Here is a 16,298-nt window from a genome sequence, read left to right as displayed (position 1 = left end):
TAACCGATTGAGACACCCACGATTTTTCCACGGCTGCCACATCGTGGAAAATAAAATCGATCTCGTTGAGATCGGCTTCCGCGCATTTGATGATCTCGCTCACTAACGCAACCGAGCGAGGTCCGATATGGCGAAGATGCGAGCTGTCGATGCGGCCGTGCGTATCCTGGAGAAGGAAGGCATTTCGACCGCCTTCGGTGTTCCCGGGGCCGCGATCAATCCGCTCTATTCGGCGCTGAAGAAGCGCGGCTCGATCCGCCACATCCTGGCGCGGCATGTCGAGGGCGCCTCGCACATGGCCGAGGGCTATACGCGGGCGAAGGCCGGAAATATCGGCGTCTGTATCGGCACGTCGGGGCCGGCCGGCACCGACATGATCACCGGGCTCTATTCGGCGATCGCCGATTCCATTCCGATCCTTTGCATCACCGGTCAGGCGCCGCGCGCGCGGCTCTACAAGGAAGACTTCCAGGCCGTCGACATCGAGTCGATCGCAAAGCCCGTGACCAAATGGGCGGTGACGGTGCGTGAGCCGGCGCTGGTGCCGCGGGTGTTCAGCCAGGCCTTCCATGTCATGCGCTCTGGCCGCCCTGGCCCGGTGTTGATCGACATGCCGCTCGACGTGCAGCTTGCCGAGATCGAGTTCGACGACGAGACCTATGAGCCGCTGCCGGTCTACAAGCCGACCGCGACGCGCAAGCAGGTCGAGAAGGCGCTGGAGATGCTCAACGCCGCCGAGCGGCCGCTGATCGTTGCGGGCGGTGGCATCATCAACGCCGATGCCTCCGACCTTCTGGTCGAATTCGCCGAGATCGCCAACGTGCCTGTTGTCCCGACGCTGATGGGATGGGGCGCGATCCCCGACGACCACGTGCTGATGGCCGGCATGGTCGGGCTCCAGACCAGCCACCGCTACGGCAATGCCACGCTGCTCGAATCCGACTTCGTGCTCGGCATCGGCAACCGCTGGGCCAACCGTCACACCGGCTCGGTCGAGACCTACACCAAGGGCCGCAAATTCGTTCACGTGGACATCGAGCCAACCCAGATCGGGCGTGTGTTCAATCCCGATCTCGGCATCGTCTCGGATGCGAAGGCGGCGCTCGAGCTTTTCGTTGCCGTCGCCAGGGAGTGGCGCCGGTCAGGCAGGCTCCGCGAGCGCCAGGCGTGGCCCGCGGCCTGCCGCGATCGCAAGAAGACGATGCTGCGCAAGAGCCACTTCGACAACGTCCCGATCAAGCCGCAGCGCGTCTATGAGGAAATGAACAAGGCGTTCGGCCGCGACACGACCTATGTCACCGTGATCGGCCTGTCGCAAATCGCCGGCGCGCAATTCCTCGGCGTCTACAAGCCGCGCAACTGGATCAATGCGGGGCAGGCTGGCCCGCTCGGCTGGACGCTGCCGGCGGCGCTCGGCGTGCGTGCGGCGTGCCCGGAGCGCGAGATCGTCGCGCTCTCCGGCGACTATGACTTCCAGTTCCTGATCGAGGAGCTCGCGGTCGGCGCGCAGTTCAATCTGCCCTACATCCACGTCGTCGTGAACAATTCCTATCTCGGTCTGATCCGCCAGGCCCAGCGCGGCTTCGACATGGACTATCACGTCCAGCTCTCCTTCGAGAACATCAACGCGCCCGAGATCGGCGTTTACGGCGTCGACCACGTCGCGGTGGCCGAAGGTCTCGGCTGCAAGGCGATCCGCGTCACCGATCCCAAGGACACCCAGGCGGCCTTCGCCGCCGCGCGCGAATTGATGGCGAAGCACCGTGTGCCCGTGGTGGTCGAGTTCATCCTCGAGCGCGTCACCAATATCGCGATGGGCACCGAGATCGACAACATCGTCGAGTTCGAGGAGGTGCTGGACCTGCCGCTCGACGAGGTTGGGACCAAGCGGCCCGGCGTGCTGCAGCCGGCGGAATAGGGGAGAGCATCATGCTGAAATTCGCCGCCAACCTCACCATGCTCTTCAACGAGATGCCGTTCCTCGATCGCTTTGCAGCAGCGAAGGCGGCGGGCTTTGCCGGGGTCGAATATCTCTTCCCCTATGACTTCGACAAGGCCCAGCTGCGTGAGCAACTCGAGGCGCACGGGCTGACCCAGGTGCTCCACAATTTGCCGGCCGGCAATTGGGCCGGCGGCGAGCGCGGCATCGCGATCCTGCCCGATCGCACCGCCGAATTCCGCGATGGCGTGTTCCGCGCTATCGATTATGCCAAGGCGCTCGACTGCGACCAGCTCAACTGCCTCGTCGGCATCGCACCTGTCGACGCCGATCCGCGCGAGCTTCAGGAGACACTGGTCGGAAACCTGCGCTTCGCCGCCTCGACGCTGGCGCGGGAAAATATCAAGCTGCTGGTCGAGCCGATCAACACGCTCGACATTCCCAGCTTCTACCTCAATGGCACCCGGCAGGCGGTGCAGCTGATCTCGGAAGTGCGGTCGAATAACCTCTTCATCCAGTACGACATCTACCACATGCAGATCATGGAGGGCGATCTCGCCCGCACCATGCAGGAGTATCTGCCGCAGATTGCGCACATCCAACTCGCCGACAATCCCGGCCGGCATGAGCCGGGCACCGGCGAGATCAACTATCCCTTCCTGTTCCGCCATCTCGACGCGATCGGCTATCGTGGCTGGATCGGCTGCGAATACAAGCCGCGCACCACGACGCTGGAAGGCCTTTCGTGGCATGCGGCGCAGACGTTTGAGACGTAGCATCTAGCCCAGGCGAAGGTGCACTCCTTCTCCCGCTTGCGGGAGAGGGCTGGGGAGAGGGTTCTCTCCGCGATGGGACTCTTGCGGAGGCAATCCCAACGCTGAAAGAGCCCTCACCCGGCACTGCGTGCCGACCTCTCCCGCAAGCGGAAGAGGTGCACACCGAGCACGTGGATGGACTTACCCGGAACTGTTGCAGAGGAAAACGACTGACATGACCAACATCGGCTTCATCGGACTTGGCACCATGGGACGGCCGATGGCCGGCCATCTTCTGGCTGCGGGCCATCGCGTTCTCCTGCATGATGTCGCGCCGATCGCGCCGGAGCTGATTTCCGCCGGCGGCATCGCCTGTAAATCGGCCAAGCAGGTCGCCGAGGGGGCGGATGCCGTCATCATCATGGTGCCGGATACGCCACATGTCGAAGCCGTGCTGTTCGGCAAGGACGGGGTCGCGAGCGGTATTTCCAAGGACAAGATCGTGGTCGACATGAGCTCGATTTCGCCGCTGGCCACGAAGGAGTTCGCGAAGAAGATCGAGGCGCTCGGTGCGGACTATCTCGATGCGCCTGTCTCGGGCGGGGAGGTCGGGGCGAAAGCTGCGAGCCTCACTATCATGGTCGGCGGGCCGGAGCGGGCGTTTGGCACCATGAAGCCGATCTTCGACAAGATGGGCAAGAACGTCACGCATGTCGGTGCCAATGGCGACGGGCAGACGACGAAGGTCGCCAACCAGATCATCGTCGCGCTGACGATCGAGGCGGTGAGCGAAGCGCTTCTGTTCGCATCCAAGGCTGGTGCGAACCCCGCGCTGGTGCGCAAGGCGCTGATGGGCGGCTTCGCCTCGTCGCGGATTCTCGAAGTTCATGGCGAGCGCATGGTGAAGCGCAATTTCGATCCGGGATTTCGCATCGAGCTGCACCAGAAGGATCTCAACCTTGCGCTCGAAGGCGCGCGGACGCTCGGCCTCTCACTGCCGAGCACTGCAGTGGCGCAGCAATTGTTCTCGTCCTGCAGCGCCCATGGCGGCAAGGCCTGGGATCATTCGGCGATGGTGCGCGCGTTGGAACTGATGGCAGGCCACGAGATCGCTGCTATCTGATCTGTTACTCGGTAACGCTCTCCAGATGCGTGATGCATCTTTCGTCGCGGGGGAACCGGAACAATGCTCCGGCCCCGCGGGTTGAAGCTGCATAACAATCACTGGAGGCGTAAGAACATGAAAACCCGTCTTGCGATTACGTTGGCTGCTGCGTCGCTGCTGGCGTCGAGCGCAGCCTTTGCTCAATCGACCACCGCCCAAGGCGCTGCGGAAGGCGCGCGTGCGGGCGGCGACATCGGCGGCCCGGTCGGCGCGATGGTCGGCGGCACCGTCGGTGCGGCCGTTGGCGCAGGTTTGGAAATTCCGAATGCGATTCTGGGCGGAATCCCGCGCGATGATTCCGTGGTGATCCGCGAGCGCGTGGTGGTTGGCGAACCGTTGCCGCCCACCGTGGTGCTGCGCCCGGTGCCGAACTACACCCAGTATCGCTACGCGGTCGTGAACGATCGTCGCGTGATCGTCGAACCTCGCACGCGCCGCGTCGTCAGGATCATCGACTGATCTGCGCAAGCCAGACGCTGATAAATTGAGCCCTGCGGAGTGTCACTCCGCAGGGCCTTCGCTCGTCAGGACCGAATCGGCGCGAATCCAGGCGACGGCCCAATCTGCGGCGGCCGCGAGCACGAAGCCGAGGCAAGCGGTGAGCGCGTCGACCAGAAAATCCTCGAGCCGCGCATGGCGGCCGGGTGCCCAAAATTGCATCAGTTCGAGCACGCCGATCAGGACCACTGCAGCCGCTGCGGTCAGCAGGCGCCGCCGCCGGTAGGCAAGGCCGAAGGCCAGTCCCACCAGGATGAAGGCGAGCGCATGTTCACCGTCCTGACCGAGGTCGGAATGGGGCCGCAGGCCCGGTGGACCGAGGGTTGCGAATGTGACGGCGGCCGCGAGCAGCCAGGCAAAGGAACGAACCAAAAGGGACATGCGGCTCGCTTAGCACAGATTTGCAACGCGCCGAATAGTCCCGCCATCAGATCGATGTGTAGTTAATGACAAAATGTTAAAGTGGCTCGCGTACGCCGAGACCATGCATGAAGCGCTCCCGGATCTGCACGGGATCGCGGCGGGTGGTACCCACGCCCGGCTTATCGTCGATCCTGACGGCGATCAGGCTGGGCTCGGAGGCAGCCATCGCATCGTCGACCAGCCGCTCGAAATCCTCCTCGTCCGCGGCCCAGGCGCTGTTGGTGAGACCGGAGCCAATGGCGATCGCGACGATGTCAGCGACGTTCGCTGCTGGCGTCGGCTGCGCGCCGGTGATTTGGTAGATGCCATTGTCCATCACGATCATCGTGAGATTTTTCGGCTTCAGGGCTGCAATCGTCGAGAGTGCGCCGAGTTGCATCAGCAGTGAGCCGTCGCCTTCGAGCGCGAAGACGCGGCGGTCGGGCTGCGCCAGCGCCACGCCGAGTCCGATCGGGAAGGCGAGACCCATGCTGCCAAGCATGTAGAAATTCTGCGGGCGGTGACCGGCGGCCCAGAGATCGAAATTGGTGTTGCCGATGCCGCCAATGACGGCCTCTTCGTGCTGGAGCTTTGCGATCAGGCGCGAAGTCACATCGAAGCGGTTCATTATCTTGGTGTTGCGTGTGCTCATGGCCGGCCTCACTTGTCGAAGACCTTGCCGCCCGTGAGCAGCGGGTTGAGGATCAGCGCCACCGGCGCCTGCGTGGTGACGGCCTGCTTGATCGAGCGGTCGGCAATGAATTCGAGCTCGTCGAGCCGGGTGATGGTGTGGTGCTCCAGCGCCAGCGAGTCCAGCACCGGGCGCATGGTGCGGCAGACCAATGACTGGCCGTAATTGAACTCGCCGAGGGTGCCGCGCTCGGACACGAACATGATCAGCGGGATCTGGTAGGGCACTGCAAGGGAGGCGAGCACGTTGGCGAGCGTGGCAAAGCCGGAGGTCTGCATCAGCACCGCGCCGCGCCGTCCGCCCATCCAGGCGCCCGAGACGATGCCGACAGCCTCTTCCTCGCGGGCGGTAGCGAACGTGGTGAAGAAGGGATCGGCGTGCAGGCTCTTGATCAGCGGCGTCAGCACGCGATCGGGCACGTAGGGGATGAGGCTGACCGCGTTCCGCTTCAGCGTTTGCAGGACGATGCCGTGCCAGCTTCTGTCGTTGGCTCCCTGTGTCGCCTGGGGCGAGGTCTGTTGCTCCGCAATCGCCATTGCGTTCTCCCTAGGGCCGCGCATGCTTCTTGTTTGGCCGTCGCGGCAGTCTGCCGAACTTGACGCGGCGGGCGGGATTGTCAACATGTTCGGGCCGGTACCGTGATCTGCGCCAGATGGCCTGCCGCGACCGGCGCCGCCATGGCATAAGCGGTCTAACCAGAAAACGGGAGGGGCACGGACGGACGCGCGTCGCGCTGACCTTGCGGATCTCTCTCGAAAGAGCCGGAAGGGTCCTGATGTCCGTCAACAGCAAGCGCGTCGTCTACTCCAATTACTTGGCCAATCCGATCTATATCGAGATCCTGAAGGCGCGGCCTGACGTCCGGCTCGATCGCATCGAGAACAGCAGCCCCGAAGACGTCTATGCGCCGCTCCTCGGCGCCACTCATGTCTACCAAGTCGGCGCCGCCCGTGACGAGCTTGCCCCGCATTTCCACGTCGATGCCGCCTTCCTGAAGCGCACGCCGAATTTGCTGCTCGTTTCCAGCAACGGTGCCGGCTTCGACCCGGTCGACGTCGAGGCCTGCACGGCCGCCGGCATCGTGGTCGTCAACCAGTCCGGCGGCAACGCCCATTCCGTCGCCGAGCATGCGCTGGCGATGATGCTGACGCTGTCCAAGCGCATCATCCAGTCGGATCGCCGCCTGCGCCGCGAGCGCGACGTCAACCGTAACGAGCTCGTCGGCAACGAGGTCGAGCACAAGACCGTCGGCATTATCGGCCTCGGCAATGTCGGCCGCCGCATCGCCGCACTGTGCAAGGGCCTGCTCGGCATGAAGGTGCTGGCGTACGACCCGTATTTGTCGGCCGAGGTGATGGCCGAGCGGGGCGGGGAGAAGGTCGAGCTCGACGAGCTCCTGCGCCGCGCCGATTTCGTCTCGATCTCCTGCCCGCTGAACAAGAGCAGCCGCAACATGATCAGCGTGCGCGAATTTGCGCTGATGCAGCCGCATGCCTACTTCATCACGACGGCGCGCGGCTTCATTCACGATGAGGACGCGTTGCTCCAGGCGCTGCGCGACAAGCGCATTGCGGGGGCCGGCCTCGACGTCTGGTCCAAGGAGCCGCCGCCGCCGGAGCATCCTCTGCTCCAGTTCGATAACGTGCTGGCGAGCCCGCACACGGCAGGCGTCACCATCGAAGCGCGCCAGAACATGGGCCGCATCGCTGCCGAACAGGTGCTGGACGTGCTCGACGGCAAGCGCCCGCCGCGCATCATCAATCCCGAAGTCTGGCCGCGCTATGCGGAACGCTTCAAGCAGGCATTCGGGGTGACGCCGGGATAGGGAAGTGCGAAGAATCGAACCCGGAATCTCGAGATTCCGGGTTCGGCCCTGCGAGCCCCCGAAACGAGGGTGCGAAGAAAAACCGCGTCCCGACCTTGATCCGCGTCAAAATCTCCTTCCCCAGACCGGCCTAAATGGGATTAGAGTGCCGCCGGGGCTGACGGGGGCGTAGGAGGTCCCATGTCAACTTATGTCGTCAGGTTCATGAAGGACGTGCTCGGCGACTATGGCCGGCAGATCGAGGTGTGTCAGGGCACGCTCGAGATCGACGCCTCCGATGAGGACGAAGCCAGAGAGCGGGCCAAGGCGAAGTTTTGCAAGGATCAAGCCTTGCATCACTGGTCCCTGCATGCCGACCGCATCCAGGTGAGACCGGCTGACTTTCCGTCGTGAAGCCTATCGGCCGGGCGCCGTGATGGGCGGAGGCGCCGTCGTCCCCGCGCCGAGCGAGCGTTGCACCATGACCGTGTCGGCCCAGCGGCCGTGGCGATAGGCAACGCCGTAAAGCAGGCCGGCGCGCGCGAAGCCGAATTTCTCGTGCAGCGCCAGCGAGGGCGCGTTGTCGGCGTCGATGTAGCCGATCAACTGGCGGAAGCCGGCCGCCGCGCAGGCGTCAATCAATTCCTGGAGCAACAGCCGTCCGACTCCGCGGCCGAGATGGGCGTGGTGGACGTAGATCGAGTGCTTGGCCGTGTAGCGATAGGCCGGGCGCTTGCGGAACAGCACGGCATAGGCATAGCCGACGACCTCGCCGCGATAGGTCGCGACCAGATGCGGCAGCCGGGTCTGCTTCAGGTTCTTGCGCCGATCGCGCAGATCGTCCGGCTCCGGCGCACCGGTTCCCTCGATATCGCGCGGCACACCATTACGGACATGATGGCGATAGATCGCCAGCATCGCCTCGACATCGCTTTCGCGTGACGACCTGACCAGAACCGGTTCATCACTCGCGCGCGCAGCTGTTTCGTTCATCGGCACCTACTCTGCAACGACGTAAGTGTAGAGCCCGATGCGTCCGTTCGCATCGACCTCCTTGTAGACGCCCTGGATCTCGACGTCGAAGCCCGGGAACGTGTTGAAGCAGGTCTCGAACATCTTGAGATAGTCGATCATGGGCTTGGCCCGTTCCGTCAGCCGCTCGCCGGGCACAATGGTGGCGATGCCAGGCGGATAGACGACGAAGGGCGTGGTGGCGACGCGGCCGGCGATCGCCTCGATGGGCAGATAGTCGACATCATTCCGGAACAGATAGCGCGCGGCATCGCGGGGCGACATCGCGATCTCAGGCATGTGCTCGGGCATGAACTGCCGCGCCTGGAGTGCGCTGACATCGGCGGCACGGAAGAAGCGGTGCATGTCGCCGCAGAGGTCGCGCAGGCGCACACCGGCATAGCGCGCCTGCCGCCGCTGATAAAATTCCGGGATCGCGTCGGCCAGCAGCGCATTGTCGTCATGCAGCCGCTTGAACGCAACGAGGCCCGAGATCAGCGTGCCCGCCTTGCTCGCCTCGACGCCGGGCGTGAGCAGGAAGAGCAGGGAGTTGAGGTCGTTCTTCTCGGGGACAATGCGGTTTTCGCGCAGATATTGCGCGACGACCGGCGCGGGGATGCCGTGCTCGGCATAGGCGCCGGTCGCACGATCGAACCCGGGCGTGAGCAAGGTCAGCTTGTTCGGATCTGTCATGGCAAAGGCTTCCGCGAGATCGGGGAAGCCGTGCCAGTTGGCATCAGGAGAGAGCTGCCATAGCGCGGGATTGGTGGCGAGTTCGTCGGTGGACAGCGTTTCCCAAGCGACGTTGTGCGCGGCGCCGGGGCGGCTGACATCGGGAATGGCGATACGGTCGGGAACAAAGGGTTCGAAGAACCAGCGCCGGTCCGGATTCTGCTCCTTCTCCTCGAATTCCCGGCGCATCGCACGGACCTTCTTGCGCAGCTCGATTCCAAGCCGGATCGTGTCGTCCCACAGCACTTCGCCGGAGCGGCCCTTCATCATCTGCGCGCCGACGTCGAGCGAGGCGAACAGCGGATAGAAGGGGGACGTCGAGGCATGCTGCATGAAGCTCTCGTTGAAGCGGCGGTGCTCGACGCGTCGCTTCTGGCCGCGGATGTGACGGTCTTTGATGTGGATCTGGGAGGCCTGCGAGAAGCTCGCGAGTTGCTTGTGAGTCGACTGCGTCGCGATGATGCCAGGCGCCTCAGGGGCAAGGTTCGCAAGACCCATGGCGAAGCGGCCCGTATACAGCGGGTGAAACTTCATGAAGCCGGCCCAGGCTTCGTCGAACAGAATGTAGTCGCAGAGATGGCCGATGCGTTTGATGATCATATCGGCGCTATGGATCGAGCCATCATAGGTGCACTGCTCGATGACGGCGACGCGGAACGGCCGCTCCTTGCGCCAAGCATCGCGATCCTTCACGAGAGGATGGTTGCGGATCGCCTCGCGCAAGGCCTTTTCTTCGAGCGCATCCCAGCGCATCGGACCGATCAGGCCCCAGGCATTGCGGACCGTCGGGACGTAGACCGGAATGCCGCCATTTATCATCAGTGCGCCGTGATGGGCCGCCTTGTGGTTGTTGCGATCGAACAGCACGAGATCGCCGTCGGTGACCAGCGCCCCGAGCGCCACCTTGTTGGATGTCGATGTGCCGTCGAGGACGAAATAGGTTTTTTCCGCGCCGAAGATCTGGGCGGCCTCCTTCTGCGCCCTCAGCGCCGGACCCTCATGGGTGAGGAGGTCGCCGAGATCGAGCACGGAGTTGTCGAGGTCGTCGCGGAACACGGATTCGCCGAGATGCTCGACGAACACGCGCCCGATCGGGCTGCGGTTGTAGAACACGCCGCCATTGTGGCCCGGACAGGTCCAGAGCTGGTTGCCTTCCTCTGCGTAGTCGACCAGCGCGCCGAAGAACGGCGTCTTCAGCGTCTCGGCATATTGCTTCAGCCGGCTGATCAAGTTCTTGGCGATGAATGGAGGCGTCTCTTCGGACAGGAAGACATAGCCATCGATGAAATCGAGAACTTCGACCGGCAGATCCTCGAACCGCTTGCGCCGGATCAGCAGGATGATCGGGAAGTCGAGGCCCCGGCGGCGCATCAGATTGATCAGCGATGAGGTTTTGCCCTCCAGCCCCTTCTTGCCCCAGTCCACCACCATGCAGCCGATCGCGGCATCGGTCTGCACCGCCATCTCGGCATCCTCGAGCTTGCGGGCCCGGACCACCTCGAAGCCGGAGCGCTGGATCTCTTCGATGATCTGGTTGAAGCGGACGCCTTCGAGATCGTCGGCGTCGAACACAGGTGCGGCGAACAGGAAGTTGAAGCGCTTGAAATAGTCCATGTCGGATCCCGAATGTGCGAGAGGTACAGCTCTCGGCACATTCGATGACAGCTGGATGACAGGCCAGAGCCGCGGGAAGGTTCGCGTGCCTGCGGCTTCAGCCCAGCAGCTTGTCCAGCGTGATCGGGAAGCGACGGATGCGCTTGCCCGTGGCATGATAAACAGCGTTCGCTATCGCAGCAGGCACGCCGACGATGCCGATCTCGCCCAGCCCCTTGACGCCCAGCCTGTTGATCTGGTCGTCGGGCTCGTCGACGAAGATGACGTCGATGTCGTGCACGTCGGCATTCACGGGAATGTGGTACTCGGCGATGTTCGCGTTCATGATGCGGCCGAAGCGGTGATCCATCACCGTCTCCTCGTGCAGCGCCATTCCGATGCCCCAGACCACGCCGCCCATGATCTGGCTGCGGCCGGTCTTGGTGTTCAGGATGCGTCCGGCCGCGACCGCGCTCACGACCCGCGTGACGCGGATCACCCCGAGCTCCTCGTCGACCTTCACTTCGGCGAAGACGGCCGAATGCGTGTTGCGGGCGTGCGATTTGTCTTCTACGAACTGGTTGAGCTTCTGCTTTTCGATCCGCTCGAGCTTGCTCTGGCGCATGACATCCGCAATCGAGACGGCGGCTCCGTTGCCGGCGACCATGCCGTCGATCAGGGTGACGTTAGCGGCATCGACGTCAGCGAGTGGCGAGCCTGGCATCGCCTTGGCGAGCCGTGCCAGCTCCTGGCGAATGTCTTCGGCCGCTCCCAACACCGCGTGCGCGCTGGAGGCCGCCATCCAGGAGCCGCCCTCGACGGGTGCTTGCGGCAAGGTCGAATCGGCGAGCCGGACGCTGATGTTCTCGATTGGCAGCCCGAGGGCATCGGCCGCTACCTGTGCCACGATGGTGTAGGTGCCGGTGCCGATGTCGGATGCGGCGCAGGAAACCTCGGCATGGCCGTTGGCGGTCAGCACGATGCGGACGGCGACCGGCATCTGCAGCGCCTCCCACACCCCTGTCGCCATGCCCCAGCCGACCAGCTCCTTGCCGTCGCGCATGGAGCGCGGCGCGGGATTGCGTCGGTTCCAGCCGAAGGCTTCCGCGCCCTTGGCGTAGCATTGACGCAGCTGCTTGCTGGTGTAGGGCAGGTCTTCGCTTTGGTCGCGATCCGAGTAGCACTTCAGCCGCAGCTCGATCGGGTCGAGCTTGAGCGCGACGGCCAATTCGTCCATGGCGCATTCGAGCGCGCAGACGCCCGATGCCGCACCCGGCGCGCGCATGTCGCAGGGGGTGGCGAGGTCGAGGTGGACGAGCTTGTGGGAGAGGCGGCTGTTAGGGCTCTTGTACAGCTGCTCCCCCCAACCGGTATCGTTGCGCGCGAAATCCTCAAAGCGCGAGGTGACAGCAATGGCTTCGTGGGTGACGGCATCGAGCGTGCCGTCGGGCTTTGCGCCGAGCGCAACGTGCTCGATGGTCATTGGCCGGTAGCCCAGGCTGTACATCTGCTGTCGTGTCAGGACGACTCGGACAGACCGTTTCAGCGCAAGCGCGCCAAGCGTTGCCAAGACGACCTGGTGCTGCGGCCGCAAGCCTGAGCCGAACGCGCCTCCGACATAGGGCGAGAGCACGCGGATGTCGTCCGGCTTCTTTCCCAAGACGCTGCAGAGAAACTTCTGGACGTTCTGGACGCCCTGCGTCTTGTCATAGACGGTAAGCTTGCCGTTGCCGTCCCAGACGGCCGTCGTCGCATACAACTCCATCGGGTTGTGATGCTCGCTCGGAATGACATAGTCCGCCTCGTGATGGATGGCCGCCCGCGTCAGCGCTCCTGCCGCGTCACCGCGCGACTTGTGCGGCTGATCCACTTTGGCAGCTCTGCCGCGCTCGGATTCGAGATCGGTCGCAAACGCCTCCTGGTCGTATTCAACGCGAACACGGGTTGCGGCGAACTTGGCGGTTTCCCAATCCTCCGCCACCACCAGCGCGATCGGCTGGCCGTTGAACTTGATACTGTCGTCATAGAGCGGGCGGAACGGCGTGCCCTTCTCCGGCGCCACCTCGTCTTTCCAGGCTTCGTCCTTGTCGGCGAGGGGCGGGCGATGCGCGTGGGTGAGCACGTCGACCACGCCCTTCACCTTCAGCGCGTCGCTGGTGTCGAGGCGGGTGATGCGCCCGCGCGGAATGGTGGCCGCGACGACGAAGCCATGGAGGAGGTAGTCTGCTGCGAATTCGCCGGCATATTTGGCGGCCCCGGTGACTTTGGCCCGTCCGTCGACGCGCGACGTTGGTGTTCCGACATAGGCGTTCATCGGGCCCTCATGCGATCTTCTTGTGAGCTTGTGATTGTGGCGTGGCGCTTGTGGCCTGCATCAGCGTACGCACGACGGCGCGGCGCGCGAGCTCTATCTTGAAGCCGTTCTGCGAACGAGCGGTTGCTCCCTGCAGCAGCAGGTCGGCAGCGCGCCCAAAATGATCCGGCGTTGATGCCTGGCCGCGCAAAGCCGCTTCGGCCTCGAGGCTGCGCCAGGGCTTGTGAGCCACGCCGCCGAGCGCCAGGCGCGCTTCGCTGATTGCGTTGCCCTCCAGTTCGAGCGCGGCCGCGACCGAAACCAAGGCAAAGGCATAGGACAGCCGGTCGCGGATCTTCAGATAGCTGTAGTTCCGGGCAAAGCCGCGCGGCGGCAGCTCGATTGCGGTAATGATCTCGCCGCTACCGAGATTTGTATCGAGATGGGGCTTGTCGTCCGGCAGCCGATGGAAATCGGTCAGCGCGATGGTGCGCTGACCGTTGGCGCCTGCGATGTGCACGAGCGCTCCGAGCGCGGCCAGCGCCACGCTCATGTCGGACGGGTTGGTCGCGATGCAGGATTTGCTGGTGCCGAGGATTGCGTGGTTACGGTTGAGGCCATCGAGGGCCGAGCAGCCGGTGCCGGGGCTTCGCTTGTTGCAGGGCGTCGCCGTGTCATAGAAATAGGAGCAGCGCGTTCGTTGCATCAGGTTGCCGCCGACCGAGGCCATGTTGCGCAGTTGCGCGGAGGCGCCGGCCAGGATGGCGCTGGCGAGCAGGGGATAGCGCTGCTCGATTAGCGGATGGTAGGCGAGGTCCGAATTCGGCACCAAGGCTCCGATGCGCAGGCCGCCGTCCGCGGTCTCCTCGACGTCGCGGAGCGGCAGGCGGGAAATGTCGATCAGCCGGGAGGGCCGTTCGACATTCTCCTTCATCAGGTCGATCAGGTTGGTGCCGCCGGCAATCAGTTTTGCGCCTGGATCGGTGGCGAGCAGGCGGATGGCGTCGGGCACGTCGCTTGCGCGGGAATATTGGACGTTGTTCATGACCGGCTCATTGCCTGCTCGATCGCAGCCACGATGTTGGGGTAAGCGCCGCAGCGGCAGAGATTTCCGCTCATCAGCTCCCGGATCTCGTCGGCATCCCGCGCACGACCTTCGGCCAACAGGCCCGCGGCAGAGCAAATCTGTCCGGGCGTGCAATAGCCGCACTGAAAGGCATCATGCTCGATGAAGGCCTGTTGCAGGGGATGCAGCGTGCCGTCCTTGGCCAAACCTTCGATCGTCGTGATCTCAGCGCCATCCTTCATGACGGCGAGGGTCAGGCAGGAATTGACCCGTCTTCCGTCGACCAGCACGGTGCAGGCGCCGCATTGGCCGTGATCGCAGCCCTTCTTGGTGCCGGTCAACTCCAGACGGTCACGCAGGGCATCCAGCAGTGTGGTCCACGGCGCGACCTCGAGCGTGCGACTTGCGCCATTGACGACGAGACTGATCGGAATGCGTTCGGGGATTTGATCCGTGAGATCGGCCATGTTCTGTTCCCTGCAGAGAGGCCGAGCTGGGCAAGGATGCTGACGCGAGGATGGGTTGCCGCCGCTGGCCAATAGCGCCCAACGGATGACGGGATGCTTGGTTCCCGGCCGGGTCTCGCGGTCCCGACGAGGTCAGCGCTTCGCCTCGCCGAACACCACGGTCGGGACGGCACGGTTGACGATCTCGCGCAGCGCGAAGCTCGACTGCACCCGCGCGACGCGGGGCAGGCGGGACAGCTCGGTCCGGTGGATGCGCTCGAAATCCTGGATGTCGCGGGCGAGCACGATCAAGATGTAGTCGTCGGTCCCCGACATCAGGAAGCAGCGCACGACGGACGGACACTTCACCACCTCCGCCTCGAACGCCTTCAGTGCATCGTCGCTCTGGCTCTCCAGCGCAATGCGAACCAGCACGGTAGTGGTGAGACCAAACTGGGCGAGGTCGAGCGCGGCCTGGTAGGACTGGATGTAGCCGTCGTCCTCCAGCGCCTTCTGCCGCCGCGCTAGCGCCGTGCTCGACAGGCCGACCTTGTTGGCAAGGTCGGTGTGGCTGGCTCGCGCATTGGTCGTGAGTTCCGCGAGGATGGCAAGGTCTTTCCGGTCGAGGGCCAAGGTTTCGTTTCCAGCGTCAAAGGACGTTTCCGCGCCGGAAACCGGCGCGGGCGCAGCCAAACTAGCGGATATTTGCACGAAACCAAACCGACCCTCTCGCTACGATCAACAATGGAATCAACGCATTGGCGAGGGAGATCAAGATGCGCGTCGGTGTGCCCAAGGAGATCAAGGTGCAGGAATATCGCGTCGGGCTCACCCCGGGCGCCGTCCGCGAATATGTCGCCGCCGGGCACCAGGTGACGGTCGAGACCGGTGCCGGCAGTGGCATCGGCGCGTCTGACGAGGTGTATCGGCGGGCGGGGGCGTCCATCGCCGAGACCGCCCGCGAGATCTTTGCCAAGTCCGATATGATCGTAAAGGTGAAGGAGCCGCAGAAGAGCGAATGGGCCCAGCTCCGCGAAAACCAGATCCTGTTCACCTATCTTCATCTTGCGCCGGATCCGGACCAGGCCAAGGGCCTGATCGCTTCCGGTTGTACGGCGATTGCCTATGAAACCGTCACCGATGCGGCCGGCCACCTCCCCCTGCTCGCGCCGATGAGCGAAGTCGCCGGCCGCCTCGCCATCGAGGCCGCCGGCGCCGCGCTCAGGCGTTCGGCCGGAGGCCGCGGTGTGCTGCTTGGAGGCGTGCCCGGCGTGCAGCCGGCACGCGTCGTCGTGCTCGGCGGGGGCGTGGTCGGAACGCAGGCTGCGCGCATGGCCGCGGGCCTCGGTGCCGAAGTCACCGTGATCGACCGCTCGCTTCCGCGCTTGCGCGAGCTGGACGATCTCTTTGCCGGACGCGTGCGCACCCGTTTCTCGACCATCGAGTCGGTCGAGGAAGAGGTGTTCGCCGCCGACGTGGTGATCGGTGCAGTGCTGGTGCCCGGCGCCAGTGCGCCGAAGCTTGTCACGCGCGCCATGCTGAAATCGATGCGGCCGGGGGCCGTCCTGGTCGACGTCGCGATCGACCAGGGCGGCTGCTTCGAGACCTCTCATCCGACCACGCACGCTGAGCCAACCTACGAGGTTGACGGCGTCGTGCATTATTGCGTCGCCAACATGCCGGGCGCCGTGCCGGTGACCTCGAGCCAGGCGCTGAACAATGCGACGCTGCCGTTCGGCCTAATGCTCGCGAACAAGGGTTTTGCGGCGGTGCTGGAAAATCCTCACTTGCGCAACGGGCTCAACGTGCACCGCGGGCGGATTACGAACAAGGCGGTGGCGGAGAGTCTAGGGCTGGAGTTCGCACCGGTGGGGAGCGGGCTGGCGGCGTAAGAAAGACTGAC

General features: G+C 64.3%; 16 protein-coding genes. 7 read left to right on the top strand and 9 right to left on the bottom strand.

The features are described 5' to 3' along the window. Window positions 1–127: 127 nt before the first annotated feature. The 4 genes from gcl (at window position 128) to P6U29_RS27445 (ending at window position 4,318) form a co-directional block, all read left to right on the top strand. Window positions 128–1,918: a glyoxylate carboligase gene (gene gcl / locus P6U29_RS27460; RefSeq protein ID WP_407113260.1), complete on the top strand. Its 1,791-nt coding sequence runs from the start codon at window positions 128–130 to the stop codon at window positions 1,916–1,918. An 11-nt stretch (window positions 1,919–1,929) separates the two neighbouring features. Next, entirely contained in the window at window positions 1,930–2,715 is a 786-nt protein-coding gene (gene hyi, locus P6U29_RS27455; protein ID WP_407113258.1) for a hydroxypyruvate isomerase, read from the top strand. Window positions 2,716–2,929: 214 nt separating this feature from the next. Next, a complete protein-coding gene (locus P6U29_RS27450) occupies window positions 2,930–3,817 on the top strand; it encodes a 2-hydroxy-3-oxopropionate reductase (RefSeq protein WP_407113256.1) in 888 nt (295 codons plus the stop codon). A 117-nt stretch (window positions 3,818–3,934) separates the two neighbouring features. Then, a complete protein-coding gene (locus P6U29_RS27445; protein WP_164936828.1) occupies window positions 3,935–4,318 on the top strand; it encodes a DUF1236 domain-containing protein in 384 nt (127 codons plus the stop codon). Window positions 4,319–4,360: 42 nt separating this feature from the next. Here P6U29_RS27445 and P6U29_RS27440 read toward each other — a convergent pair whose 3' ends face one another. From P6U29_RS27440 to P6U29_RS27430, 3 genes are all read right to left on the bottom strand, one after another. Beyond that, entirely contained in the window at window positions 4,361–4,738 is a 378-nt protein-coding gene (locus tag P6U29_RS27440) for a VanZ family protein (RefSeq protein WP_407113254.1), read from the bottom strand. Between the two features lie 76 nt (window positions 4,739–4,814). After that, the gene (locus P6U29_RS27435) at window positions 4,815–5,411 is read right to left on the bottom strand and encodes a thiamine pyrophosphate-dependent enzyme (protein ID WP_407113252.1); all 597 of its coding nucleotides are present in this window, start codon (window positions 5,409–5,411) and stop codon (window positions 4,815–4,817) included. Window positions 5,412–5,419: 8 nt separating this feature from the next. After that, window positions 5,420–5,986 (bottom strand): thiamine pyrophosphate-binding protein, encoded by a 567-nt coding sequence (locus tag P6U29_RS27430; protein ID WP_407113250.1) that lies wholly within the window; start codon window positions 5,984–5,986, stop codon window positions 5,420–5,422. A 239-nt stretch (window positions 5,987–6,225) separates the two neighbouring features. Here P6U29_RS27430 and P6U29_RS27425 point away from each other — a divergent pair, with 239 nt between their 5' ends. After that, window positions 6,226–7,275: a hydroxyacid dehydrogenase gene (locus P6U29_RS27425; protein WP_407113248.1), complete on the top strand. Its 1,050-nt coding sequence runs from the start codon at window positions 6,226–6,228 to the stop codon at window positions 7,273–7,275. Between the two features lie 180 nt (window positions 7,276–7,455). Further along, the gene (locus P6U29_RS27420; RefSeq protein WP_122404053.1) at window positions 7,456–7,668 is read left to right on the top strand and encodes a hypothetical protein; all 213 of its coding nucleotides are present in this window, start codon (window positions 7,456–7,458) and stop codon (window positions 7,666–7,668) included. 3 nt (window positions 7,669–7,671) lie between these two features. On the opposite strand, the gene P6U29_RS27415 is transcribed toward P6U29_RS27420, so the two are convergent. The 6 genes from P6U29_RS27415 to P6U29_RS27390 all read right to left on the bottom strand — a co-directional run bounded on the left by P6U29_RS27415 (window position 7,672) and on the right by P6U29_RS27390 (window position 15,028). Beyond that, complete coding sequence (locus tag P6U29_RS27415) at window positions 7,672–8,247, bottom strand: GNAT family N-acetyltransferase (RefSeq protein WP_407113246.1); 576 nt, start codon at window positions 8,245–8,247, stop codon at window positions 7,672–7,674. A 6-nt stretch (window positions 8,248–8,253) separates the two neighbouring features. Then, the gene (locus P6U29_RS27410; RefSeq protein ID WP_407113244.1) at window positions 8,254–10,611 is read right to left on the bottom strand and encodes an Orn/Lys/Arg decarboxylase N-terminal domain-containing protein; all 2,358 of its coding nucleotides are present in this window, start codon (window positions 10,609–10,611) and stop codon (window positions 8,254–8,256) included. Between the two features lie 97 nt (window positions 10,612–10,708). Beyond that, complete coding sequence (locus tag P6U29_RS27405; RefSeq protein ID WP_407113243.1) at window positions 10,709–12,904, bottom strand: xanthine dehydrogenase family protein molybdopterin-binding subunit; 2,196 nt, start codon at window positions 12,902–12,904, stop codon at window positions 10,709–10,711. 7 nt (window positions 12,905–12,911) lie between these two features. Beyond that, complete coding sequence (locus tag P6U29_RS27400) at window positions 12,912–13,928, bottom strand: FAD binding domain-containing protein (protein WP_407113241.1); 1,017 nt, start codon at window positions 13,926–13,928, stop codon at window positions 12,912–12,914. Beyond that, window positions 13,925–14,416 carry a (2Fe-2S)-binding protein gene (locus P6U29_RS27395; RefSeq protein ID WP_407113240.1) on the bottom strand — a complete coding sequence of 164 codons (492 nt, stop codon included), beginning with the start codon at window positions 14,414–14,416 and terminating at the stop codon, window positions 13,925–13,927. The genes P6U29_RS27400 and P6U29_RS27395 overlap by 4 nt, the downstream gene beginning before the upstream one ends. A 132-nt stretch (window positions 14,417–14,548) precedes the next feature. Next, complete coding sequence (locus tag P6U29_RS27390; RefSeq protein ID WP_407113238.1) at window positions 14,549–15,028, bottom strand: Lrp/AsnC family transcriptional regulator; 480 nt, start codon at window positions 15,026–15,028, stop codon at window positions 14,549–14,551. A gap of 143 nt (window positions 15,029–15,171) precedes the next feature. Between P6U29_RS27390 and ald the strand changes: the two genes are divergently transcribed. Continuing rightward, on the top strand, window positions 15,172–16,287 hold the full coding sequence (ald, locus tag P6U29_RS27385) for an alanine dehydrogenase (protein ID WP_407113236.1): 1,116 nt from the start codon (window positions 15,172–15,174) through the stop codon (window positions 16,285–16,287). The last annotated feature ends 11 nt before the right edge of the window (window positions 16,288–16,298 follow it).

The sequence above is a fragment of the Bradyrhizobium sp. LMG 9283 genome (assembly GCF_045571415.1).
In the GTDB taxonomy this organism is placed as follows: Bacteria; Pseudomonadota; Alphaproteobacteria; order Rhizobiales; family Xanthobacteraceae; genus Bradyrhizobium.
This window is presented reverse-complemented; position numbering and strand designations above follow the sequence as displayed.